Consider the following 25,258-nt stretch of genomic DNA (forward strand, 5'->3'; position numbering starts at 1 on the left):
TGACACCTTTTGGTGTCGTGTCAACGGCATTTTGGATAAATTTTGTAAAAAGTTTTAGAAAGGGCGGGGGAATACAGTTGCGGCTTATTTTTTGGAAGGAGTGCAAACAAACGAAAAAACCGGAAGGGAAATAGATTCCCTTCCGGTTCTGCTGAAGATACGAATGGCTATGTTCCCGGCGAACCGGGCTTACAGCTTGTTTATGATTCCGTAAAGCATTTGGGCGGCTTCCGCGCGGGTCGAGGTGCCAAGCGGAACGAATTCGCCCTTCGCACGTCCTTGAACGATACCGAGCGATGCGGCTTTCTTCACGTTATCCAGCGCCCATGCAGAGATGGAGGCCTCGTCCTTGAATGGCTCGGAAGCCGTAACCGGCGGTTTGCCTTTCATTAATTCGTAGCCCCGCATCGCGAGCGTAACCATCTCCTGACGGGTAATGTTGGCGCCCGGAGAGAACGTTGTGCTGCTTACGCCTTGTACGATGCCCGCTTTGTACGCCGTGGCAACGTCGGCCGCATACCAGGCGCCTGCGGGAATATCCGTGAAGGCAGGCGTTCCTTCCGCCTTCAGGCCAAGCGCCCTGACAAGCAGCGCCGTGAATTCGGCGCGGGTAATGCTGCGGTTCGGCTCGAAGGTGGATGCCGTCGTGCCGGTTACGATCTGCTTCGCGAAGAGCTCCTTGATGACGCCGGACGCCCAGTAGCCGCTAGGGACATCAGAGAAGTTCTTGTTGATCTCAAGCACCGCATAAGCACTGAAATGCGAGAGCAGCGCGACATAAACGCTATTCTCGTACGTCCCGCCCACGAACTCGGGGGTTCCGCCGTCCGGGAGATAGAAGATGGACGCCAGCTTCGGATCAGTCGAGGCATCAATCGGCAATCGAAGCGTCACGGGCTCATTGAATTGATGCAGATCGTACGTTTTGCCGTCCGCAGCGATCCACTGCAGCTTCAGCTCGTAGCTGTATCCGCTTAGCTTCGTATCCGCTCCGAGTGTTGGCTTGGCTGCTCCGTCAACCGGCTTGATGGTCAAGGAGATCGAGCCGCCCTGCAGCTGCGCGGCGGTTAAGGTCTTCTTCAATTCACTGAATACGCCTGAAGGGATGTCCAGCTCGGCTTTGCCGGAGGTGACGATGCTCAGCGTACCTTTCCCAAGCAGCTCGTCCGTATTGGAAGGCAGCTTGATCACGGCAGCGGATGCCGGCACCTCAATCGGTTTGCCGTTTTTCACTTGATCGGCTGTTACCGTTAGCGTGCCTGCCGGCTCGGCAGGCACGCTGCCCGAAGTTCCGCCTGATCCCCCTGAACCACCTGAAGGCCCGATTTGAACGGAGGTGCCATAATGACTGTCAATCGTGCTTGCGGCCAGTTCCGAATCGACGAGCCGGATCTTTCTAACCTCAACGTCGGCTTTTCCGTTAGCTGCTGCCGTAAAGGTGAAGGAGGCAAGATCCAGATCGCCGCTGTCGCCTGGCGAGCTTCCCGACTTCGTGTGGGCGAATACGAGATGGGATTCGCCTCCTCCGTCTGCGACAACCTTAGCCGGTGTGCTGAAGCCGACCAAGGCCGTCTTTTCGCTGCCTGTCTTGAACGTCAGCAAGTCGGAATCGTAATATACATGTAATTCGTAAGCATATAAATCCTGCAGCGTGCTTCCTTTTACCGTCACGGTTACCTCATCGCCGCTGTTCAGGGCGCTTTTGTCGGTTGAGACGGAAAAGGAGGGCGGATCAGCCGCGGCCATCGCGTATTGGGGGACGAGCATGGCTATCGCCAAGCAGATCGTCGCAAGCAAGGAAAGTCGTTTACGGGCCATAACAGATTCGTCCTTTCTCGTATAGTAAAACGCCGGCGAAAACGAATGCCTTGTGCTTTATTTGCCGGTCAAAGCCGGAACCGACTTCGGTGCCTCACGGTGATGCGTTGCTTGCTCGTAGGCATAGCCAAGCTTGATCAGCTCGCCTTCCTCGTAAGGGCGTCCAAGCAGCTCGATGCCAACCGGCAAGCCGCTGGATACGTAACCGGCCGGAACGCTGATTGCCGGGAAGCCGGAGAACGGGCTGAGCCGGTTCGCGTTGCCGGAGCTGGAACCGGCAGGTCCCGAGGTCGAAGGATACAGGATCGCGTCAAGATCGTTGTCGGCCATCAAGCGAAGCAGCGACTGCTGCGTCGTGCGCGGACGGAACAGCACGATATCCTTGTATTCCTGCGTATCAAGCGACTCGACGCTGTTCCGCGTGGTCAACGTGCTCTTCAGAACCGACAGGAAGTCGGTGCCCGAGTTGATAATGTCCTGCAGGGAATGATAGCGGACCACGTTAGGGTCGACAAACCTGGAATTGGACAAGTAGTCGTTCAGGTTGAATTTGAATTCATAACCGCTAAGGCTCGGATATTTCAAAATATCGGCGACATTCGGAATGTTAACGCCTACTACCGTCGCGCCTTGATCGCGCATATCCTGGGCGGCTTGATTAAGCAGAGCCAGTACTTCCTGGTTGCTGCCTACAACGCTGCTGTCCAAGACAAGGCCGATACGGGCGCCTTTAAGTCCGTTCTTGTCCAAAAACTTCGTGTAGCTGACGGGCTTTCTTCCGACGCTTCCGGCTGTGGCGATATCGTTCGGATCATAGCCGCTGACCGCGTCAAGCAGAATGGCCGCGTCGGATACGGTTCTGGCCATTGGCCCGCCTACGTCCTGCGACAGCGCGAGCGGAATAATGCCGTCGCGGCTTGTCAGTCCGATGGTTGGACGGATGCCAACAATGCTGTTCCAGGACGAAGGGATGCGGATCGAACCGCCCGTATCGGTGCCGAGACCGGCTACGGCAAAGTTGGATGCGAGCGATGCGCCCGTACCGCCGCTGGAGCCGCCCGGATTTTTGGTCAAATCGTACGGATTCTTCGTTTGGCCGCCCAGCGAGCTGAGCGTGTCCGTGTTAATGGCGAATTCGCTCAGGTTGGCCTTGGCCAGAATGATGGCGCCGGCATCCTTCAGCTTCTTGATCATGAAGGCGTCGCTGACCGTCTGGTTGTCCTTCAGGCAGGTACAGCCTGCGCTCGTTGGCATGCCAAGCGTATCGTAATTATCCTTGACGATGATCGGAATGCCGTGCATGAGACCGCGCGGACCCTGCTCCTTACGCTCTTCGTCGAGAGCTTTGGCAGCAGCAAGCGCGTCCGGATTAACCGTAATAAGCGAATGGATATCATCGTCGTATTCATTGATCCGGTCCAGATACATCTGAACGAGCTGCTCGGAAGTCAATTTGCCGGCGGCCATGGCGTTCTGGATGCTCATGATATCGGCTTCCATCAGCTCGAAGGGCTGACCGTTGTCGTAGAGCACTTTTTTGCCTAGCGAGGCGAGATCCTGGACATCGATTGTATTGTTTTTGTTGAAATCGCCGTTTGCAGCCTTCGTCCAGTTCGGATCGTCCGAGGCGATACCGAAGTATTTGATCAGAACGGAGAGATCGCCTACATCGATAACGCTGTTATTATTCAGATCGCCCTCGGCAGCGCCTGTAATCTGGACGGCAAGCGATTCCTCCGGTGTTTGAACCGTGCTGCCGTCGTCGATTCCAAGCTCAACCGTGCCGCTGATTCCGCTTAGATCCGCAGCTGCGTTGGCTTTGAAGGTCAAGGTGAGGAGGGAGCCGGCCGTTGTGAGGCTGCCGGTTGTATCCGTCGTTACGATGGTCACCTTGCCGGACTCGGCGTTCACGCCGGCAATGCTTACGGCCGAATTCGCTGAAGTCGCGGATAAGTACTCAAACTGAGTCGGGTCATATTCGAAAATGAATTTTCCTGCAGTTGCATCGCCGGTAGCGCCCGTTAGCGATACGGATACGTCGAAGGAATTGCCGACCGAGGTGAGGGCAGGGCCGGAGAGCTGAACCATCGCCTTCGGCTCCTGCGCTTGGGTCTGCTCCTGGGCGGCAGGAAGGCTCGAGCCGCTGGCATAAGCACCGGTGTTCAGGATCGGAGTGAAAAGAAGCGAGGTGCTTAGCATTACAAGGCTGGCTAATTTATAAATCGGTTTCATCATGGCGTCCTCCTTGGGTTGGCAAAGGCCAGTCTATCGATGTTAAATATAATAACTTAGTAGACACAAAAGCGGCAAAAGAGACTGATTATATATGACATTCATATTACATGGTAGTACCTCCCTTGAATCTCTCTATCTCTCTTTCGCTTAATATTAGTTTTGTTAGCTAGGTTAATCAAACGAGGTGAAAGCTTAAGAAACCGCTTAAATGCTATGTTTTGTATGATTTTCGCATTTTTTCGGTAGAGACCTCCTTAGAGTGCAAATTATGTAATATAAGTGTTAATTTTTATGACACAAGGTTTAAGAAATGGAAAAAGAGGCAGTCATAGACCGCAAGGTCTCGACTGCCTCTAGTTGTGAATCGGGTGTTACGAAAAAAGACGAGGACTGCAAAGATGACTTTGCAATCCTCGTCTTTTTAAGTTTTTTATCTACGGTTCCTCTTTAAGAATCGTGCCGACTACTCATGCCAAGGGGAATGAAGAACGCTATGACAGAAATTAGGCCGCTTAAATCCCGGAAGCAGCATCTCGCACACATCGGCGTTAATCGTGCCGTATGTCGTTTCCGGCTTGTGCTTGAAGCCATCCAAGAAAGCGTGAAGAATCCCATGCTTGAAATTGTCGCGGGGAAAATGCTTGACGACTTGCTCCCGCGCTTCCGTCGAGATGAGATCGAAGTTCTTCCCTACGACATCGTAACCGACGCCAAAATTCATAAGCGCGACTTCGGCTTCCTTATATTCGACTATTCCTATTGTGGAATGAAGAGCTACGGCATCCCATGCCAGCCGAATAAACTCTTCCGAAACGCCTCGGCTTTTAAGGAAATCGCGGACAGCGTTAGCCCCGTCGACCTCAAAGCGTTTGTCATCGCTTCGGAATTTAGGGGTAAGTCCAATATCATGAAAAAGCGAGCTAATATAAAGCAATTCAGGATCGTATTTGATTTGATTAAGGTTACCCTTCATCGCCGCAAACAGAAATACCCGGTTCGAGTGGTTCCACAATAGATCGTCGCCGTGCTCGCGCAATAGCTCGGCCGCTTCAACGGCTAGCTTGCTGTCGGGAATTTTTATATCCGCAATAAAAGTCGACATGGCCAACATCCCTCTCCTTCGACAATGTTGTCGCTTCCTTGATCTTTCTGCGTTATCGAATTGACGTTACGGGTTAGACGGTTATTTTGCTTGCCAGACGCGCAGCTGCTTCTTGGGCTTCTTTTTTCGCTTTATCCAGCACTTCCGCTTTGTCTTGTACGTTTGTACCTTGCGCGCGGATAATTTGATAATCCTCGATACCTAGGAAGTTAAACATCGATTTGAGGTACTTGTGCGAGAATTCGTTATCGGTGTACCAGTCGTTATTCGTGTAGATGCCGCCGCTGCCTTGGATAACGAGTAAGCTTCGGCCGTCAGTCAATAAGCCTACGCCGCCGTTTTCCGTATATTTAAAGGTCTCGCGAGCGATCATGACGTTATCCATGTAATCCTTCAGCCGGGAAGGGATATTGAAGTTGTGAAGCGGCATGATAATCACATATTTCTTTGCGCTTTTGAATTGCTGCAAGATTTCGTTCATCCTGCCGGTAACGCGTTTCTCTTCGTCCGTCAACTCGCCGCCGGAGGCCATCTTACCCCAAGCGCTTAGAACGGCGCTGTTTATTTCCGGGATTTCTTCGCTATAAAGATCGATTTGCTCAATCGATTCGTTTGGATTCAACTTGCGGTAGTTCTCGATAAAATAATTGCCGACTTGCAGGCTGACGGAAGCAGGGGAGTCCACAGTAGCATGTGCATTGATAACAAGCAGCTTTTCCATTCTTTCACTCCTAGAATATTTTTTCTAATTGGCGACAATGTTAATCGCCGATTAGGTTTGACTCCAATATACGGCTTCATCTTGGCAAAGTCAAATCCATTTTTATGGCAGACCCAAGGTTGACAATAGGCGCGGTTATCATTAAATTTATAGTATTTACCCATGCAATACTGGGAGGAGTCATGATGCAGTATAGTGTCGGAGTAGAATATGCCTTGCATTGTCTGGTTTACCTCATTCCAAACGAATCAACGATTGGGATCAAGGAGCTTGCTTTTTTTCAAGGCATTCCGGAGACCTATTTGTCCAAAATTTTCACAAAGCTTACGAAGGCGGGCATCGTCTCGTCGGTTCCCGGCGTTAAAGGCGGATTTAAACTTGCGCGCGATCCGGACGCTATTTCCTTTTGGGATGTGGTCGAGGCCGTGGAGGGAAAGAAGCCGATTTTCCAGTGCCAGAACATCAAGGATAAAGGTTACGTTTACCGCAACCGCGATTGTTCGGACTGTACGGTATCGACGGGTTCCTGCTCGATTAATTTAGTAATGCTCGAAGCTGAGGAGACTATGCAGAATTATTTGCGAAGTAAAAAATTGTCTTGGCTGGAGGAGGAGCTGGATCGTGTGCTGCCTGCGGAGACACGCAAGCAGACGCGGGAGTTCTTCGCGAAGGGCCGTTCCGGAGACTAAATAAATAAAACAAACCGGCGTTGCCCAATCGGAATGGCAACGCCGGTTTATTTTGGTTTTTCATACGCTTCCCAGAAAGGCTTTCAACCGTTCCAGCTGCAGGAAATGATGCCGGTAGTGCATCTCGACTAGCAGAAACCACTCCGTAGCATTTAATGCTCCGAAATTAGGATGGGGGACGGTATGTTCTAGAGGCGCTTGGATTAGGGTTGGTTCGGTGCGTCTCATCCGTTCCGCGACGTCCCGAAGTCCTTCAATCAGCTGCTCCTTATTTTCCGGCTGCTCGGGCGTATACTGCGGGGAGGCCGGAACCCGGATTCGGATGGGAGGGAAGCTTCCGAGCTCAAAGGCTTTCTCTCCGTTCTCTGTTTTCACGCCTGTGCCTGCCAGCACCGCGTCTCTTCCTTCGATGCATTGATCCACATTGCGCAGATGCATGTTCTGAGCGGACCGAATCAAATGAACAACCATTTGTCCAATGGACCATTCCTCCTCGCTTGGCTTAGCAAGCAATTGCTCCGTGCTCAAGTGGTTCAGTTCATCTATATACCGTTCAACCGATTTTTCGAATGCTTGCAGAGCTTCCGTTGTGCTTCTCATTTCAATAACACTCCTTCTATATTTGGGATAATCCCAATATAAAAGAACGCTGCTGACAACAGTATGTCAGTAGCGTTTTAACATTTTTTCGGCTTCTTCCCGAACGCGGCAGCGTAGAGATTCCGGTTCCATCACCTCAACGTCTCCGCCCCAGCTAAGGATAAGGTGAAGAATCTCTTCCGGCGCCCGAACGCGCAGGTGTACCCACAGACCGTTCTCGCGTTCCTCGGCCGATTCGATATAAAAGCTGCCGGTCTCCGCGATTTTGTCGGCGATCTCGGGGTTGGCCCGCACCCATACATGCTCCTTGCGATCATCCTGCGGACGGTAGCGGTTTAAGTTAAACCCGTGCGGCATGGCGAACGGCGTGTCGAGCACGGTTAGCTCCGTCATTCGCGACAGCCGGAAATGGCGGATATCCTGGCGCAGGCCGCAATGCCCGACCAGCATCCAATTGCCCTGGGCAAAAGCCAATCCGTATGGAGCTACCTCGCGGGTGCTCTTCCGGTTGCCGTCCGCTTCCGGCGTCTTTTTCTTATAGGAGAAGCTTATTTTACGACGCTCCAGAATGGCGCGCCGCACTTGTCCGAGAATGTCTTTTTCCTTCAAGCCGGTTCTTGGCTCTCCGGCATTCAGGAGCCGCATCGTTTCCCGGACGCGCGTCGACTCCTCCCGCACGGTCTCGGGGAGGATCGCTTCTATCTTGCTCCTCGCGGCCTTCGCTACTCTCGCGTAGTCGCCATCCAGCCGCTGCTCGATAAAGTCAGCGCCCATCAGAAGGGCGACCGCTTCCTCGGCCGAAAACCCGATAGGCGGCAGAAAATAGCCCTCCATCAGCGAATAGCCATGACCGGGAGCGCCAAAGATGGGAACGCCCATCTCGCTTAAGGCTTGAACATCCCGATAGATGGTCCTCACGCTTATCTCGTACAGAGCGGCCAAATCCTCCGCTCTTACGACCTTGCTCCGCTGCAGCTCAAGCATGATGGCGAGCTGCCGGTCGGTTTTGTTCATTTTTTACCTCCGGTGTGCATCAATAAGTTGCCATTCATTAACTCATCCCCAATGCTTCTCCATGGCCTCATCAGATGGAACAAAGCCATTGCGGGAATAGAACGCCACGCTTTCGCTGCTTGGCCAAAGAATAAGGAACTCCGTCTGATTATCCTTTGACCACTGTTCCATAGCGGCATGGATCCTGGTGCCAATCCCTTTGTTTCTATGAGCAGGGCGGGTATAGACGTTCGTCACGTAGCCAAAGCGAGGATCCGGCAATTTGCCCGGCCGAGGGACTTTATGAATAAGCTGCAAATACATATGCGAGACGATTTCATTGTCGATCTCAGCGACCCATATGTACCAATCGCCGCTATTTATCGCTTTTATCAGAAATGCACTGCAAATCTTGTGAAACTCTTCATAGCTTGTCGCGCCATTCCTGCGCTCATCCTCCGAGAACTCCCAACGCATTTGGACGAGAGCATCGACATCGTCTAAATGGGCAAGCCGAATGATTTCCAAAAGGTGTCACCTCGTCGCGTACATCACATGTTCTATTTATTATACTTGGATCTTCTTAACATGGCCCAAACAAGAAAATAAAGGATAAAGGATCCTGCGTAAACAATGCCTAAATCCAGCCACAGGTAATCCGATAATACGTAATGATTTTTTGGAAAGTATTGAGCAATGGGAGAGAAGGGATTCGACTCGAATTCTTTTGCTATCATTGAGGTCTTTATGTGGCTATAGTATGAATCAACGCCTAACATACACATCCCGGTTATCGATGATAGAAATACCCCACGAATACAAGTCATGCCTATTCCATTAGAATTACTAGCCTTCGTTATCTTTGTCATTTTGCTGATCCCTTTTCTGTTGTCTATAACGCATAATGCCTACGGGTAAATTCAAGACTCCCATCAGGAAGCAGCTTATTAAAGGCACTAATTTGGGGAATGTAAAAGGATTGGGCGTGCCATTGCCAACGGGGCCTATCTTCGGCTGATGCATATCCCAATACATATACAGCGAGAAAATGATTGGCAATAGAATGCATACGATGCTTGCAATGATATGGAATACTGACCTAGTCAAGCTGAATCCCTCCTTAGTCTACTTTAAGTATTCGCACTTCAGAAAGATATTTCCTTTATATGTAATCCCCTCGCTTCTCGCGCCTCAAAATGAAGAAAAACTTTCATAACGTGAAAAATAATAGTTTTTTACTAAAAATCCACATAGCCGTAACATGCCTCTTACAATCGGGCTCTATCATCTAACTCGAGAGACAAACAAAGATGAGGACGTGGAGAGCCCATCTACTAGGAGGAAATTATCCTTATGTTCATTTCGAAGAAAAAGACAGCTTTAGTCCTGCTTACGGCAGCATCCGCCATGACGATTATGTCGGCCTGCGGCCAAGACAACAAGAGCTCGAATACACTCTCGAATGCCGTTCCGACGGACGCGCCGGCAAGCAATAATGCAAACGCATCGGCGCCATCCGCAGATCCATCCGCTTCTCCCGCAGCAGAGTCGGTTGACGAATTGTACGCCAAAGCGAAGGAAGAAGGCAAGCTGATCGTATACTCCACCTCCGGACGCGCGAACGACGCGGCGGAGACCTTCATGAAGCAATACCCGGGCATCAAGGTCGAAGTGAGCAAGGTGAAATCCGACGAGATGATGGACAAGGTGACGAAGGAGCAGGACGCGGGGCAGTTCAATCCGGACGTCATTATTACGAAGGAAGTAAGCGGCGCGGTTGAGGAAGAGATGGTGATGACCGGACGCTACCTCAAATACCTGCCGGAGGATATCGCGCCGATGGTCGACGAGCCTTACCGCACGCAGGCGGAAGCTTATGCGAACTACGTGGAGTTCCGGACTCTTTTCTATAACAAATCTACATACGACAAGGCGCCCGTTACGAACTGGTGGGATCTGACGACTCCGGAGTTCAAGGGCAAGGTGTACACGGCAGACCCGCTCAGTTCCCCGGCGTTTATGGACCTGTTCACGACGATGGTCATCAACAGCGACGACATGGCGGCGGCTTACAAAGAGAAATTCGGCAAGGACATTGTCCTGAACGGCACGGAAAACGCAGGCTACGAGTTCATCCAAGAGCTGTTCGATAACGGCCTTATCGTGTTAAAAGGCAGCGACGACGTCCTAGACGCCATCGGCAAAGCCAAAAGCGACGCGCTGGGCCTTGCGGTATCGGGCGACGTATCGAAGAACGAAGAGAAAGGCTGGACCATCGCCCCGATCTACGATATGAAGCCGAAAACATCGGTTCCGGATTCCGGGTACTTTTTCATCGCGAACAAGGCACCTCATGAAGCAGCCGCGAAGCTGTTCATCCGTTGGATGATGGGCGAGAAGGACGGTAAAGGCGAAGGTCTTGCTCCGTTTAACGAAGTTGGCTCATGGGTACCGCGCTCCGACGTGCAGACGAAGAACGATATTCCGTTCGAGTCGCTGAACCTGTGGCTGTTCGACGGCGATGCCTTGTATAAGACCGCGCCGAAGGTACGCGACTTCTGGATTAAGCAAAAATAAACCGGCAAGGTGGAGAGAGAATTGGCGAACAAACCGGCGCTAACCGTAAGGCGCACGCGGATCTATAACGGGCTGACGAGCTGGCTGACCAGTCCCGTGCATCTGATCGGGCTTGCAGCCCTGGTCTTTCTGGCGTATACGATCGCTTGGCCGGTACTGAAAATCCTGTATACGACCTTCATCTGGAGGCAGCAGGATGTCCGTCTGACGGGAGAGGCGAACCCGGGGCATTTTACGCTCTATCATTGGACCCGCGTGCTGGCGAGCGATATGAGCATGAATTTGTTTTACAAGCCGATTCTTAATTCCCTTGGCGTTGGCTTCGCCGTCTCGGCGCTGTCGATGCTGATTGGATGCGGGCTGGCGTGGCTGGTCGTGCGGACGAATGTTCCATGGAAAAAAACGATCGCTTTCCTGGCCGTCATCCCGTACCTGCTACCTTCATGGATAATTTCGCAAGCTTGGCTTACCTTCTTCAAAAACGGCAAAATCGGCGGAACGCCCGGGATTATGGAGGCACTCATCCATGTGTCTCCGCCGGACTGGCTGTCATATGGCTTTGTTCCAATCGTGGTCTCCCTGTCGATTCACGACAGCGTGTTTTTCTTCCTGATCGTTGGGGCGGCGCTTAGCTCGATGAACAGCCAGCTGGAGGAAGCGGCAAGCGTAACGGGGGCGGCCAGATGGACCATCCTGCGGCGAATCGTGTTCCCGCTGGTGCTGCCGTCGATTTTGTCCGGTTTTATCCTGATTTTCACGAAGGCCATCAGCTCCTACGGGGTTCCGGCTCTGCTTGGTACGCCGGTGAACTTCTATATGATCTCGACGATGCTGTATTCCAGCATGCGTTCACGGCTGACGACCGAAGCCAATGTTCTTAGCCTGACGCTGATGATCATCTCGATGCTGACGATTTATTTGAACCAGCGGGTAGTGGGGCGGAGAAAAAGCTTCGTCACCGTGACGGGCAAGGACAGCGCCAGAACGTTGACCTCCCTTGGACGCTGGAGATATCCGGCGGCGGGGACGGCGGCTTTTGTCATGATCCTGATCTCCGTGGTGCCGCTGCTTGTGCTGCTGTTCCAGTCCTTCATGCTGAAGGAAGGCGTCTATTCGCTCAGCAACTTCACTACGCATTACTGGTGGGGCGGCTCCGATCCGGACATTAACACCGGAGAGAAGGGCGTCCTGCAGAACAATATTTTTATGCTTGCGCTGAAAAATTCCTTATACATCGCGGGAGTCGCCTCCGTCATTGCGGCGGTTGTTGGCCTGGTCTTGGGCTACGTCGTTGCGAGGGGGAGGCAGTCGTGGATCGGCCGGATGGTGGATCAGGTATCTTTTCTGCCGTATCTCATTCCGGGCATCTCGCTTGCCGCGATCTATATCTCGATGTTTGCGAAGCCAACCTTGATCATTCCGGCTTTGTACGGGACGATTACGCTGCTCATTCTCATTACCGTCGTCAAAGAACTGCCGTTCACCGTCAAAGCGGGCAGCGCTTCAATGCTGCAGATCGGCAAGGAGCTGGAGGAAGCGGCGCAGATCAGCGGGGCTTCGTGGTTTACGCGGTTCCGGAGGATTTTGCTGCCGCTTAATCAGAAAAGCTTAATGTCGGCGTTTCTTCTCGTGTTTATCGGGGCGATGAAGGAGATGGAGCTTATCATTCTGCTGATCACTCCGCGCACGGAGACGCTGACGACCATTACCTTCTATTATGCCGAGAAGGGCTATGAGCAGCTGACGAACGTTATTCTGATGATCATTATCGCGATCGTCATTACGGTATATTTCCTCGCGGTGAAGTTCGGCAAAGCCGATCTGACGCAGGGCATTGGAGGGCAATAACCATGAACGCAATCGAGCTGCAGGGCATCCATGTCGCTCTGGATGGGAAGCAGGTTCTTCACGATATTGAGTTAACGATCAAGCAAGGGGACTTCATGACGTTCCTCGGGCCATCCGGCTGCGGCAAAACCACGCTGCTCCGCACCATCGCCGGCCTGCAAAAGGCCGACGCCGGAACGATCACCATCAGCGGACGAGAAGTCGCAAACGGGGAGACGCAGTTCCATATGGAGCCGTCGAAGCGCAGGCTGAGCCTGGTCTTCCAGAGCTACGCGTTGTGGCCGCATATGACCGTGTACGAAAATGTCGCCTTTGGCCTTCAGGTGCGGAAGCTGGCCAAGGCGGTTGTACGCGAAAAAGTAGAGGCTGCACTGGGCAAAATGCGCATCGCCGAGCTCGCCGGCCGCTACCCAAGCGAGCTGTCCGGCGGCCAGCAGCAGCGCGTCGCCATCGCCCGCGCCATCGTCACCGAGCCGGATATACTCCTGCTCGACGAGCCGCTGTCGAACCTCGATGCCAAGCTGCGCGTCGAGATGCGCGCCGAGCTCAAGCGGCTCCATCAGGAGCTGAACACAACGGTCATCTATGTCACGCATGACCAGCATGAAGCAATGACGTTGTCTACGCAGGTGGCGGTCTTTTTCGGCGGACGGATCGTCCAGCTGGATAAACCGCGGCAGCTATATAAACATCCAAAAACGCTGCAAGTAGCGGAGTTTATCGGAAGCGCGGGGATGCAGATGAACCGTCTTGAAGGAGTTGTGCGTACAGATGAGGAAGGACTGAGCTGGCTGGAGACGCCGGTGGTATTGATTCCACTTGCTGGTGGAGACAACTACTCCAAACCTCCTCAACTCGAGCAAGGCGTAACCATGCAGGATGGGCAGGAAGTGGTGCTTACGGTCAGGCCGGAAGATATCCGGCTGTACGAGGAACGCCGTCCAGGGAGCATCGCCATGTCGGTATCGGCGGTATTCCCGTCCGGCGCGGAGACGCTTGTCCAGCTGGACGCCGCAGGCATGTCCTTGATGGCCCGCGTCATCGGCGAATCCGAATACGAGCCGGGCACCACCCTGTACGCGGTGCTGCGCCAGGATCAGATGAACGCTTACGATAAGAAAACAGGTATCCGAATGGAATTACCATATGCGAATCACAACAACGAACCGGGGGAATCCACTCATGAAAATCGACTTTCATATTCACGTTAAGCTTTCGAAGAAAACCAACTTCGAGATTGAGCATTTTAATAGAATGATCAATGAAGCAAAGGCCCAAGGCCTTGACGCGATTACGCTGACCGAGCATTTCAACACGCACCGTTTTGAGGACGTATACGGCACGCTCGATCAAATGTACCCTTGCAATAACCATTATTACAATGTAGACGGCTTCAAGCTGTTCACCGGCATGGAGGTCGACGTAGCTGAAGGTGGCCATATCCTGGTCAGTGGACCAAAAGATAAGCTGCTCGAAGTACGCGCGTTACTGGAGGATCACCTGACAGCGGACCGTTTTATAGGATTGGAGCGTCTGTTCGAGCTGTGCCACCCGCGCGGCCTGATGGTCATTGGTGGACATCCCTTCCGCGAATCCAATCATCTCTACCATATCGACAAGGAGCTGCTGAGGCGCTTCGATGCGTTCGACCTGAACGGCAAAGACCTGCATGAGATCGGCATCCAGGAAAATATCGCGAAGGTCCTGACGCTTGGCGCCGAGCTTGGCGTACCGGTTATCGCGGGAAGTGACGCGCATCAGATGTTCCAGGTGGGCTGCGTATACAACCAGTTTGAGGGGGATTTCGAAACCGTAGCCGAGCTGAAGGAAGCCATACGTTCCGGAACGTACAAGCGGGTCATCTCGCCAAGCCTCGATCTGCAGGTACGTGCGGCGAATTACGTGAAGAAGCTGCTCAAGAAGAAAGTTGAAGTTGTAGTCTAACAGGGTGCGGACGGGGGAGAATCATAATGGTTTTTGAGACAGCCAAGCTGACGCGCGGTCATCAGAAGATCGCCGATTATATCAGCAAGAATATGGACGATGTACCGTTTATGATAGAGGAAGATATCGCAGCGGCATGCGGCGTGAGCGTCTCCACCGTCTCTCGCTTCTGGGCCGAGGTCGGCTCGAAGAATCTGAAGGAATTCAAGCAGCGCGTCAAGGACGAGGCGCTGCTTTCTCCTGCTCGGAAGCTGCAGTCTGCCTTCGACAAGGTTGGCGGGGAAAGCGGTGCCGCCGCTAATGTGCTGGGTGTAGCGGAGTATATTGAGCAATCTGCTGAACGTCTGGATCAGACGGCGTTTGATGCGGCAGTTGCGATGCTCGCGGGAGCGGGTACCGTCCACATCTACGGTCCCGGCTCTGCTGAATGCTTAACTGCGTTAATGGATTTTAGGTTGTCGCGCTTCGGCGCCGACGTCCGCCGGTTGGACCGCGGCGGTCACGAGCTGTTCGAGAGCATGGTGCCGATCCGTCCGGAGGACGTGATCGTCATCTTCGGCTTCGTCTCCGAATCCCCGGAGATGGCCGTGCTGCTCGATTTCGCCCGCGAACGCGGCTGCCGCACCCTGCTCATCACCGACCTCGCCGTCAGCCCCATGCTCGCCAAAGCCGACATCTCCCTCTTCACCGCCCGCGGCCAGCTCTGGGAGTTCCACTCGATGGTGGCTCCGATTGCCGTTATCGAGGCGCTGATCGTGGCGGTAGGGAAAGAGCGGGAGCAAGCTGCGCTTGCGGGGAGCGAGGAACTGCATCGGTTGCGGAGGAAGTATTCGAAGTTGTTGCCGAAGTTAGTTTGAGGCCATAACTGCAATAATACATTTTATGCTTGGGATGCACTGTCTGATCTGAGCCACATTCTAAACTTTCTATCAAGAAGATGGTGCGTCTCTTTATCTCCCCAGGGAATTTCCTCATCACTTTCCCTAGCATCGTACATTACGAGAATGCCTTTAACAATATCTCCCTTACTCATTTCAATATACCTTATAACTTGTCTAGCGCCGGCTAGGGCTCTTTTTACTCCATTACTAGTACCAGAAGAATCCTTTTTACTAGCCCTTCCTAGCCACTTTATTTCAATAAGATAACTTGAATTAACAGTTTGAATAGATATATCGACTTTGCTAGTAGTTCCTTTTATGACCTGTTCTTTTTGAACAAGAATTGCGTCAATTACATTCTCCTCAAGGAATTTCCATAAAGAATCTCTAAAAATTGCTTCAGGGGCTGGACGGAGTATCCGTTCTTTACGATTTTGCCAATGTTTTGTGACCTGTTCATTTTCTATATAATCAGCAAAGTGTTCTTTTATGAGGGTTGAGTAATCTTTAGCCTCATAGCTATATTTATTTGCTGCTCCACGAATATCAGATTCCTTAAATACATTAGGAAGATGTTCTACCAAACACCCTTTAAAGTAAATAAAAAATTGACTTCCATAAAAATAAAAGACTACTGAATCTTGAGTGCCCATAGAGACATGAGAGGCAAAGACTGAATCTCTTATATTTGCCCCATCCATTTCATATCGTCTTTTCTCTATAATATTACCGTTTCTATTGATAACAATACTAAATAGATCGTCTTTACTATATCCATGCACTGTACTATGTAGATGATCAATATCCCAAACATATTGAGAGGCTGTCTCTTTTGATTTCCAATCCCATATTATGCATATAGGAATATCACTTGTACTAGTTTCTTTTGCTACTTTTTTCAGTTTTGAAAATAAGCGTCTTAAATCAGAGGCAGGAAAGTCTGAATCACCGCACAGTTCGGTTACGGTGTGTTCAAAGCTTCTTAATAAAGGAAGAACATGAACTGTTGATGAAATCAAGTTTATACCTCCTTGCTATTTGCATAACTTGCTCTTAAGTAATCAAAGTATGCTATTATTAACGATTCGATTGTAATTTGTTCCCTTTTAAACATTTGTTGAGAGATAGAGTTAAACTGTTCTATTATTTTAGTTGATAAGTTTTGTTCACCTTGTACCTTGATAATTTTGCTAAACTGCCCTTCAATTTTCATTTTTTTAAAGGTTGGTTCCTCATATACAATATCTACAAGATGATCCAAACCATAAATATCAATCATGTTGGAAATAATTCTTGATAAATCTACCATTTTATTGAATTTAGGTAATGAGCTTAATTTACTAAAAGCAAATTTCCCCTTTTCCGATATAGTGTACCTTGCTTTCCCGTTAATTCCGGGTTCATAATAAATCAGATCTACTAACCCAAGGCTACAAAGATGATGGATAGTGCCCTGTAATTGTGCTGAAAATGGACCATAATTATAGCTAAAGTATTTTACATACTCTTCAGCTAAATTATATAGTGGAGAGAGTATCTGTATTAAATATACTCCTTTTTGCATTTGAATTTTAGTTTGATAGCCCCAGTTCAATCTATCAGAATGCCAAAGCCAGCACATAATAGAATCATTGACACTATATTGGTCGCTATCAGAATACTGACTCTGTCCCGAATAGTTCTTTCCATATTTCTGCATAATCTGCCCTACCTTTTATATGTGCCTCTTGTAATATACCATGCATAAAGACGTTTAAAGTTCGGGAGCTTCTTTCAAAATGCTCGACTTTTTTAAACAAAGATTTTAAGAATTCTTTATTACTTAAGTTGACTACAACTATAAAGGATACATTGTTTGTGGAAAATTCTTTTAATGCCTCAGCAAGCCACTTAACATACGCTGCATCAAAAGAGCCTTCAGATGTCTCAAGTAAAAACATTGCATTATTTATTTCAGGTTTATCTTTGAGATAATAGTTTATTAAAGCCATGCGGAAAGCATAATCTAGTAAAATGGACTGTGATTTAGATAGTTGCTCAGGAGAGTTTCTCAAGATATCATGTACCATGGGTACAAAAATATGAACATCAATCCTTTTTTCAGTTTCATGAGGTACTTTTTCTGTAGTTAGAGAAACATTTAAACCCATAAACTTTGATATCTTTTGAATCTCTGAGCCTAGGTCATCTACAATTTTTTCTAAGGCAAGTTTGTTTTCCTCTTCAAGTTTAATTAATTCTTGTTCAGCTTCATCTCTTTTTCTTTCCAGCTCTAGCTGCTCATCTTTAGCAAGATGCCATTGTTTTTCCAGGACTTCTTTTCTTAGTTCCGCTGCTGCGAGGTTCCGATTTATTTCTTTGAGTTCTTGAGGAAGAAACTCAAGCTGAAACTTATACTTCTCTAGTTTATTCTCTGAGTCAGATAATTCTCTTTTAAAACCTCTGAGTTCTTCAATTAATTTATTCTTTTCATCTCTTATTCTTTTATCTTGAAGTTCGAGGTGTCTGCGTTTGCTCTCAATAATTTTATATTTATCAAGTTCTTCTTCATGTAGAGAAAGTTCACTCTCAATCACCTGGTCCGGTAGGTCACTTCCACAGAAGAAACAATTATGCTGTGATTTTTTTAGGATAGCCTCTATAGTTTTTTGATCCACTGTTGTATCACAGTAAACACAATGACCAAGTCTTGTTAGTTCGTCATAAGCCATTGTATTAACTGGTGAGAGTTGATAAACCTCGGAGTATATTTTGTTTTCTGAATTTCCAATTTTATTTTCTAATTCTAATCTGTGTTTCTCAACTTCCTCCATTTCGTTCAGTATGATTTCATACTGATCGTTCAAATGAAGAACCTCATCCTGTATTTCTTCAATAAAACCTGTTATTTTATCATATCTTGCTTGTTCTTTATTAAGGTCATCTATTAATGTATGTTCTTCTGAGCTAACACCTTTCTCTTCTAATAACTTCTGGAGTTGCTCAGCCTCTTTTGTTATATTGTCAATATCATTTTTTAATTTAGATGCATGATATCTTTTTTGGTTGTGATCAGTATGGCATTGACCGTAAATGTCTCTAAGTGAGTTGTACTCTTTTCTAAACTCAGAGGATTGAAAAAGAATACGTAAGACTCTTGATTGTACACTCGAGCTCCAAAGAACATTTTTTGCTTCCTCTTGTCTAATTAAGAAGTTACCTAGTAGAAAATCTAAATCACTTATATTATCGATTCCAACTAGCTGTGATATTTGCTCGTCTACTATTATTGGGTCACTATATTGTATAATGGAATTATTCTGCGTAATTAGTAAATTTGTACTAGAGTCAGGTATTTTTCTTTCGATTTGTATTTCTGCATCTTCCACTAAAAAAGTAACAACAATTCGAATTTCATTTTTAATATTTCTTTGTCTAAGCAACTTTTTAAATTGTTCATAGATGCCGGAGTTGCCTGAAATCCCGTAGTGAATACAATTTAGGAAGGTTGTTTTTCCTAAACCGTTAGCTCCAATAACAAAATTAAATCCTGTATTGATACTCCAGTCTATATTTGTTTGATAGATTGGATGTGAAAAAATTTGAACTCTTGTGAGTTTGGGAAGCTTAATCATGGATGCTCTCCTTTTTGAAAAATGCTATGATAATTCTAAATCTCAATGGCTAAAGATTATGATCAGGAAAGGGTATGTAAAAGTGCAATTACTTCAATACTATCAGGAAATACAACAATCTATTAAAATAAAAAATGACAATAATGTTTCAAATTTGGTTCATCCTTCCTCATCGCTGCTTGCGCCGATACATAATTGGTATCATTTCAAAGAAGGATTCTCTCCTAATTTATTAAACTATGTGATAAATAACTCAAAAATAAATAGTGATAAATTAAGTATTTTTGATCCCTTTTGTGGATCGGGCACTACTTTGTTATCAGCACTGGTTAACACTCCCGGCATAAACATTTCCTCGGGGCTAGGAGTTGAAGTGAACCCCTTCATTCATTTTGTTGCAAATACAAAAGTGCAATTTTTTAAGCTTAATATGGATAAAATAAGTCGATTTATAAACTATATTTCTAGTAAAGATTTAATCATTAATAACGAGATAGAATTTCCTGATCTTACAACAATTGAAAAAGCATTTTCGATTAGTACCTTTAATCAATTAGAAAATTTGAAAAACCTTATTAAGGATTATTTTCATGAAACAGATTATGAGTATAACTTTTGTCTTCTTGCTTATTCGTCAATCCTTGAAACTGTAAGTTGTATGAGGAAATCAGGTAGGGCTCTAAAAATAGTAAAAGAAATTGAAGATTATGATGTTAAGACAATATTCCTAGAAAAAATAATTAATATGATAAATGATGTAATTACGGAACAAAGAAATTTAAAAATGGTTGACATAAAAATTCAAAATCATGACATCAGAGACTACAATGGTAGTAATAAAGAAAAGTACAACCTTGTTGTTTTCTCACCTCCATATTTAAATCATTTTGACTATACGGAGGTATATAAAATAGAGCTATGGATGTTAGATTTTGTGACTAACTACTCTCAATTCAGACAATTAAGGTACAATACATTTAGATCACATCCTAGTGTCAAGTTCGACAAAACTAATTTATATTCAGTATTTAACTCCAAAATTATTAAAGATATTATTGGTTCACTCGATGCCGCAAATAAACAAGAAGCTTTTTATAAAACGATAAGAGATTATATCGACGATATGTATAAAACGTTAATTAGAATTAGCTCTCTAACAACGAGTGACAGTACTATTGCGTGCATAGTAGCTAATTCACTATTTGGTTCTACAAATAAAAATAATCTTACAACTGTTGCTACAGATTTAATAATTACCGAGATTGCTAAGGACTTAAACTTTGAAGTAGTTGAAATTGTTGTTGCAAGAGAATTAAGTAGGAGGGGATTAAAGTTCCCCTACGGTCGAGAAAGTATAATATACTTAAGAAAAAAAAGGGACACCTTTGATAGGATATCTATATTAAATGAATAGAGCTTACGAACTACTTCCTCCATCTTTTACCATCATACCATAGGCATATTACTAACAAAAATACCTTTAATGAATTTTGTTTGAGCATCAAAGCTTCACGGGACTATCTGCATAGTGTAGGGATTAATTTGATTTGAAAAGCTGTTTTTAGCACCCTTAAGGTGCTTTTTTTTCTAGATAAAGGACATGATCAAGTAAAGAGTTATTTAACAATATTATTTAACGGGGTGCCTTCATGAAACAAGGTCTCTACGAACAACTCATTAACAACGTAACCTTACAGCAGCTAGCTTCACTGGACACCTCCACCTTTGACATCGGTAAAGAGGCCCTCGATCCAGAAGAAGCACGCAAGCTGCTTTCAAACTATATCGCCACCGTTACTCGCCGGGCCTTGAAGGCTGTACGAGAAAATTCCGACACCGACGAAGAAGCCGTACTAGCTCAGGTCCGCGCGTGCAACGATATTATCTCCACCCTCAAAAACACATTAGACCAGCAAGACTTTGAAGAGTTGCAGCTCGCTGAACAAGGGGAAGTGTTGACCTATGTATATGCGAAGCTCAACTCTATTCGTGCTGTTAAGGATGAGAAGGTGCTTCGTCCGACGACTCCATTGTCGCAGAGTTCGCTCTTCACAGGCTCCCATGCAGAGCCAAACATGTTAAGCGAACTGAAGCACGAGATTCTTACTTCGGATCGCATCGAATTCCTGGTGTCCTTCATTAAGTGGAGTGGCCTTCGCTGTATGATCGAGCAACTCGAGCAGTTTACGGCTAGAGGTGGGAAGCTGCGGGTTATCACAACTACATATATGGAAGCGACAGACCACAAGGCAATCATGGAGCTTAGCAAGCTGCCCAATACGGAGATCAAAATCTCCTACGATTCCACTCGAACGAGGCTTCATGCAAAAGCCTATGTTTTTAAGCGGGATACCGGTTTTACGACGGCCTATGTGGGTTCTTCGAATCTTTCCAATCCGGCCTTAACGAGCGGCCTCGAGTGGAATTTAAAAGTAACAGAAAAGGATTCCTACGACGTCCTCAAGAAGATCGAAGCAACCTTTGAGAGCTATTGGAATGATCGAGAGTTTTCCGAATTCTCAGTGGACAACCCAGCCCATGAGGAACAACTGAAACAGGCTCTAGGCAAAAATCACTCCAAAGACCAAGCCCAAGATGCTATGTTTTTCAAATTTAGTATCCAGCCTTATGATTATCAGAAGGAGATTCTTGAGAAGTTGGAGGCGGAGAGGACGTTATACGGCAGGCATAAGAACTTGCTTGTGGCTGCGACTGGCGTTGGGAAAACGGTCATTTCAGCTTTTGACTATCGACGATTTGCTCAGCGGAACCCACAACGTGCGCGGCTTTTGTTCGTGGCTCATCGCGAAGAGATCCTGAAGCAGAGCTTGGACACGTTACGTTTTATCCTGAAGGATCTGAACTTTGGTGAGCTGCATGTCGGCGGTAATCAGGCGAAGTCGCTTGAGCATCTTTTTATAAGCATTCAGAGTCTGAACTCAATGAAGCTGACGGAGGTTACAACTCCGGATTACTACGATTTTATTATCGTGGACGAATTCCACCATGCGGCGGCACCTTCTTATCAGAAGCTGCTCGCTCATTACCAGCCTCAGATCCTGCTAGGCTTAACGGCTACGCCTGAGCGGATGGACGGTAAGGATGTGCTGCGCTTCTTCGATGATACGATTGCAGCCGAGATTCGGCTGACCGATGCGATCGATCGGAAGCTGTTATGTCCTTTTCAGTATTTTGGCGTGAGTGATCATGTGGATCTCTCGCAGGTGAAGTGGACCAGACGGGGATATGACCAGTCCGAGCTGGAAAATCTGTTTACGAACAACAAAATCCGGGCGACGCAAATTCTCAATAGCTTGAGGAAGTATGTGACCGACCTGGATGAGGTAAAAGGGCTCGGATTCTGCGTTGGCGTTGAGCACGCGCTCTATATGGCTAAGGTGTTTAATGAAGCCGGCATTCCTTCGATTGCCCTGCATGGCGGCTCCAGCGACGAGGATCGGGACCAAGTGAAGGGTAGGCTAGCTCGCGGCGATATCAAAATGGTCTTTGTCGTTGATCTATACAACGAAGGCGTGGATATTCCAGAGGTGAATACGGTGCTGTTCCTCCGCCCAACGGAGAGCTTGACCGTGTTCCTGCAGCAATTGGGCCGTGGACTTCGTTTAGCCGAGGGAAAAGAGTGCCTGACCGTCCTCGATTTTATCGGACAAGCTCACAAGGATTATAACTTCCACGACAAGCTGCGAGCGTTGCTCGGCAAAACCAAGCATTCCGTCCAGCACTATGTGGAGCATGGCTTTTCGAGTCTGCCTAGAGGCAGCTTTATTCAGCTGGAGAAGGTCGCTCGCGACTACATCCTGCGGAACCTGAAGCAAGCGACCAATAATCGTCGCAGTCTCATTCACAAGATGAAGTATTTTGAAGGCGATTCGGGGGAAAAGCTTACTATAGCGAATTTCTTGCGTTATCACGGCATGAGTATTTATGAGTTTTATGGAGGTCGAACGGGTAATCGTACCTTCCGGGGACTAATGGTGGAGGCGGAGCTCCTTGAACCATTCGAGTTCCAAAATGGAGATTATTTAACGAAGCGAATTCCAGCGCTGCTAAGCCTTAATTCCCGGAGATTGCTGAGATTCCTCATCGCTTATCTCTCGGGCGAAAAACAAGCGAATACCGAAGAAGAGCAGCTAATGCTGAATCTTTTCTATTTTACGTTTTACCGGTCTGAGCCTAAGAAGAATGGTTTCGATAGCATTGAGCATGGCATTCGATCCATTGTAGCTTGTCCGCAGTTCCGTGAAGAGCTGCTGGAAATTCTGCAATATAACGAGTCTCATATTAGCTTCGTCGATCAGTCGAATGCCTTCCCTTATGCTTGTCCGCTAGATGTGCATTGCAGCTATTCGACGGATCAGGTGCTGGCCGCGTTTGGGTATTGGAATGAGACGAAGTCGCCGGCTTTTCGCGAGGGAGTAAAATATTTCGACGATAAAGAAACGGATATTTTCTTCATTACGTTAAATAAGTCGGATAAAGATTTTTCGCCGTCTACGCTATATGAGGACTATGCGATTAACGAGCGGTTGTTCCATTGGCAAACGCAGAGCCGTACGTCGGAAGAGTCAAAAACCGCGCAAAGATATATTCATCATCGCAAGCTCGGGACTCGTATTGCCTTGTTTGTTCGGGAATACAAGGAAGAGAATAACTACACCTCTCCGTTTATTTTCCTGGGCGAAGCGGAGTACGTCAGACATGAAGGTAATAAGCCGATGAGCTTCGTGTGGAGGCTCAAGACCGAAATGCCGCCAGCCCTCGTGCCAGCGGCGAATAAAGCGATTGTTTAGGACGTGAATGACATGATCGAGGTTGCAGCAGCTATTATTGAGAATGGACAAGGCCAGATTTTGATTGCGAGAAGGAAGCAAGGGAAGTCTCAAGCGGGGATGTGGGAGTTTCCAGGCGGCAAGATTGAAGCGGGCGAAACGGCTGAGGCATGTCTGAAAAGAGAGCTGCTCGAGGAAATGCATATCGAGATTAACCCCTATGCTTATTTTGGCGTTAATGATCATCACTATGGGTCAACCCACATCAGGCTGATTGCTTATAAAGCGACATTCGTCAGCGGTGAGATCATGCTGGTGGATCATGATGAGTACCGTTGGGTCAACGCTGCCGAACTAGGGGAGTTTACGTTTGCTCCGGCGGATATACCTTTTGTTGAGATGTTGGAAGTAGGGAAGCAGCATGGAAGCTAATGAGCTTAAACAAAGAATCGCGAACCTGTCGATCTGGAAGAAGAACGGGCAACGTGCTCCACATAAGCCATTGTTAATCCTGTTAAGCTTAGCTCAGTTCCAACAGCAGCATACAGTTTTGCCTTATGAGACGGTGAGAGAGAAGCTGAAGAAGCTGCTTGTTGAATTTGGTCCGGCGAGAAAGTCGTATCATCCGGAGGAGCCTTTTGTCAGGCTTTCTACGGATGGAATATGGGAGCTTAGTCAATTCGTGGATAAAAAGAACTTTTCAGATAAGCTGCTGCTGACGGAGCATATATCCGGTGGTTTTAACAACGAGGTGCTCGAGCTGCTTCACAGCAATAGCTCTCTTATTCAGGAGTTGGCGGAGATCCTGCTAACGGAACATTTTCCGGATAGTATTCATCAGGATATTTTGGACGAGATTGGACTCGATTTCTCCATGAAGCGGAAAAGGCCGCGTGATCCAAACTTTAGAGATCGCATTCTGAAGGCTTACGAATACAGCTGTGCGGTGTGTGGTTTTAATGTACGGCTCGGTAACAATCTGGTCGCCATAGATGCTGCCCATATCCAATGGCATCAGGCCGGTGGGCCTGACAAGGAGGATAACGGAATCGCCTTATGCTCCTTGCACCATAAGCTGTTCGACCGCGGTGTATTTACGATAACCGAGGAGCGGGAGCTGCTTGTTGCGGAACAAGCGCATGGCACCAATGGCTTTAATGAGTGGCTCATGAGATACCACGGTCACAAGGTACGAGAGCCGATTAATCCGGACTATATGCCGAAGGATAACTTTGTTCATTGGCATTTTCGTGAAGTGTTTAGAGGCCCGGCGAGGTATAAGGTGTAAAAAGTTTACCTACATGCTCAAACAGTATTACGACGGGTTTGAAAAGCCTGCTGAGATAGATATCAGCAGGCTTTTGTTGTTTTTGTGAATGCTACTCAACATTAATTCTCTCAATTACATTTTATTGATCAATAAAGTAATTTCCTATAAAAAATTAC

At 47.8% G+C, this 25,258-nt stretch carries 20 protein-coding genes; 10 read left to right on the top strand and 10 right to left on the bottom strand.

Going from position 1 to position 25,258, the window contains the following annotated elements; genetic code table 11:
• Positions 1–189 precede the first annotated feature (189 nt).
• From FHT67_RS12545 to FHT67_RS12560, 4 genes are all read right to left on the bottom strand, one after another.
• On the bottom strand, positions 190–1,818 hold the full coding sequence (locus FHT67_RS12545) for an S-layer homology domain-containing protein (protein ID WP_167198572.1): 1,629 nt from the start codon (positions 1,816–1,818) through the stop codon (positions 190–192).
• Between the two features lie 57 nt (positions 1,819–1,875).
• Entirely contained in the window at positions 1,876–3,906 is a 2,031-nt protein-coding gene (locus FHT67_RS12550; protein ID WP_167199664.1) for an amidase family protein, read from the bottom strand.
• Between the two features lie 610 nt (positions 3,907–4,516).
• On the bottom strand, positions 4,517–5,155 hold the full coding sequence (locus FHT67_RS12555; protein ID WP_132312812.1) for an HD domain-containing protein: 639 nt from the start codon (positions 5,153–5,155) through the stop codon (positions 4,517–4,519).
• Positions 5,156–5,228: 73 nt separating this feature from the next.
• A complete protein-coding gene (locus FHT67_RS12560; protein WP_167198575.1) occupies positions 5,229–5,876 on the bottom strand; it encodes an FMN-dependent NADH-azoreductase in 648 nt (215 codons plus the stop codon).
• Positions 5,877–6,061: 185 nt separating this feature from the next.
• Between FHT67_RS12560 and FHT67_RS12565 the strand changes: the two genes are divergently transcribed.
• A complete protein-coding gene (locus FHT67_RS12565) occupies positions 6,062–6,565 on the top strand; it encodes an Rrf2 family transcriptional regulator (RefSeq protein ID WP_132312873.1) in 504 nt (167 codons plus the stop codon).
• A gap of 60 nt (positions 6,566–6,625) precedes the next feature.
• On the opposite strand, the gene FHT67_RS12570 is transcribed toward FHT67_RS12565, so the two are convergent.
• The 3 genes from FHT67_RS12570 to FHT67_RS12580 all read right to left on the bottom strand — a co-directional run bounded on the left by FHT67_RS12570 (position 6,626) and on the right by FHT67_RS12580 (position 8,686).
• Positions 6,626–7,165 carry a DinB family protein gene (locus FHT67_RS12570; RefSeq protein WP_167198578.1) on the bottom strand — a complete coding sequence of 180 codons (540 nt, stop codon included), beginning with the start codon at positions 7,163–7,165 and terminating at the stop codon, positions 6,626–6,628.
• A gap of 66 nt (positions 7,166–7,231) precedes the next feature.
• The gene (locus FHT67_RS12575) at positions 7,232–8,179 is read right to left on the bottom strand and encodes a helix-turn-helix transcriptional regulator (protein WP_167198581.1); all 948 of its coding nucleotides are present in this window, start codon (positions 8,177–8,179) and stop codon (positions 7,232–7,234) included.
• A 42-nt stretch (positions 8,180–8,221) separates the two neighbouring features.
• The gene (locus tag FHT67_RS12580) at positions 8,222–8,686 is read right to left on the bottom strand and encodes a GNAT family N-acetyltransferase (protein WP_167198584.1); all 465 of its coding nucleotides are present in this window, start codon (positions 8,684–8,686) and stop codon (positions 8,222–8,224) included.
• An 825-nt stretch (positions 8,687–9,511) separates the two neighbouring features.
• Between FHT67_RS12580 and FHT67_RS12585 the strand changes: the two genes are divergently transcribed.
• From FHT67_RS12585 to FHT67_RS12605, 5 genes are read left to right on the top strand one after another with little or no spacing between them, the layout of a single operon-like run.
• Complete coding sequence (locus tag FHT67_RS12585) at positions 9,512–10,735, top strand: extracellular solute-binding protein (protein ID WP_167198587.1); 1,224 nt, start codon at positions 9,512–9,514, stop codon at positions 10,733–10,735.
• Positions 10,736–10,756: 21 nt separating this feature from the next.
• Positions 10,757–12,583 (top strand): ABC transporter permease, encoded by a 1,827-nt coding sequence (locus tag FHT67_RS12590; protein WP_167198590.1) that lies wholly within the window; start codon positions 10,757–10,759, stop codon positions 12,581–12,583.
• Positions 12,584–12,585: 2 nt separating this feature from the next.
• On the top strand, positions 12,586–13,794 hold the full coding sequence (locus tag FHT67_RS12595) for an ABC transporter ATP-binding protein (protein WP_167198593.1): 1,209 nt from the start codon (positions 12,586–12,588) through the stop codon (positions 13,792–13,794).
• Positions 13,766–14,527, top strand: coding sequence for a PHP-associated domain-containing protein (locus FHT67_RS12600; protein WP_167198596.1), 762 nt, complete (start codon positions 13,766–13,768; stop codon positions 14,525–14,527). Before FHT67_RS12595 ends, FHT67_RS12600 begins: the two co-directional genes overlap by 29 nt.
• A gap of 26 nt (positions 14,528–14,553) precedes the next feature.
• The gene (locus tag FHT67_RS12605) at positions 14,554–15,384 is read left to right on the top strand and encodes a MurR/RpiR family transcriptional regulator (protein ID WP_208403274.1); all 831 of its coding nucleotides are present in this window, start codon (positions 14,554–14,556) and stop codon (positions 15,382–15,384) included.
• Between the two features lie 23 nt (positions 15,385–15,407).
• Here FHT67_RS12605 and FHT67_RS12610 read toward each other — a convergent pair whose 3' ends face one another.
• Genes FHT67_RS12610 through FHT67_RS12620 form a run of 3 tightly spaced genes read right to left on the bottom strand, consistent with a single transcriptional unit; the run spans position 15,408 to position 19,022 of the window.
• Positions 15,408–16,427: a hypothetical protein gene (locus FHT67_RS12610; protein WP_167198598.1), complete on the bottom strand. Its 1,020-nt coding sequence runs from the start codon at positions 16,425–16,427 to the stop codon at positions 15,408–15,410.
• Between the two features lie 2 nt (positions 16,428–16,429).
• Positions 16,430–17,107, bottom strand: a complete 678-nt coding sequence (locus tag FHT67_RS12615) for a hypothetical protein (RefSeq protein ID WP_167198601.1) — start codon at positions 17,105–17,107, stop codon at positions 16,430–16,432.
• Positions 17,061–19,022, bottom strand: a complete 1,962-nt coding sequence (locus FHT67_RS12620; RefSeq protein ID WP_167198604.1) for an AAA family ATPase — start codon at positions 19,020–19,022, stop codon at positions 17,061–17,063. Before FHT67_RS12620 ends, FHT67_RS12615 begins: the two co-directional genes overlap by 47 nt.
• Here FHT67_RS12620 and FHT67_RS12625 point away from each other — a divergent pair.
• From FHT67_RS12625 to FHT67_RS12640, 4 genes are all read left to right on the top strand, one after another.
• Positions 19,021–20,436 carry a TRM11 family methyltransferase gene (locus tag FHT67_RS12625; RefSeq protein WP_167198607.1) on the top strand — a complete coding sequence of 472 codons (1,416 nt, stop codon included), beginning with the start codon at positions 19,021–19,023 and terminating at the stop codon, positions 20,434–20,436. The genes FHT67_RS12620 and FHT67_RS12625 overlap by 2 nt on opposite strands.
• A gap of 235 nt (positions 20,437–20,671) precedes the next feature.
• Complete coding sequence (locus FHT67_RS12630; protein WP_167198610.1) at positions 20,672–23,833, top strand: DEAD/DEAH box helicase; 3,162 nt, start codon at positions 20,672–20,674, stop codon at positions 23,831–23,833.
• A gap of 12 nt (positions 23,834–23,845) precedes the next feature.
• The gene (gene mutT, locus FHT67_RS12635; protein ID WP_167198614.1) at positions 23,846–24,244 is read left to right on the top strand and encodes an 8-oxo-dGTP diphosphatase MutT; all 399 of its coding nucleotides are present in this window, start codon (positions 23,846–23,848) and stop codon (positions 24,242–24,244) included.
• Entirely contained in the window at positions 24,234–25,100 is an 867-nt protein-coding gene (locus FHT67_RS12640) for a phosphorothioated DNA-binding restriction endonuclease (RefSeq protein WP_167198617.1), read from the top strand. Before mutT ends, FHT67_RS12640 begins: the two co-directional genes overlap by 11 nt.
• Positions 25,101–25,258 lie beyond the last annotated feature (158 nt).

The organism is Paenibacillus sp. BK720, assembly GCF_011761545.1.
Classification (GTDB): Bacteria; Bacillota; Bacilli; order Paenibacillales; family Paenibacillaceae; genus Pristimantibacillus.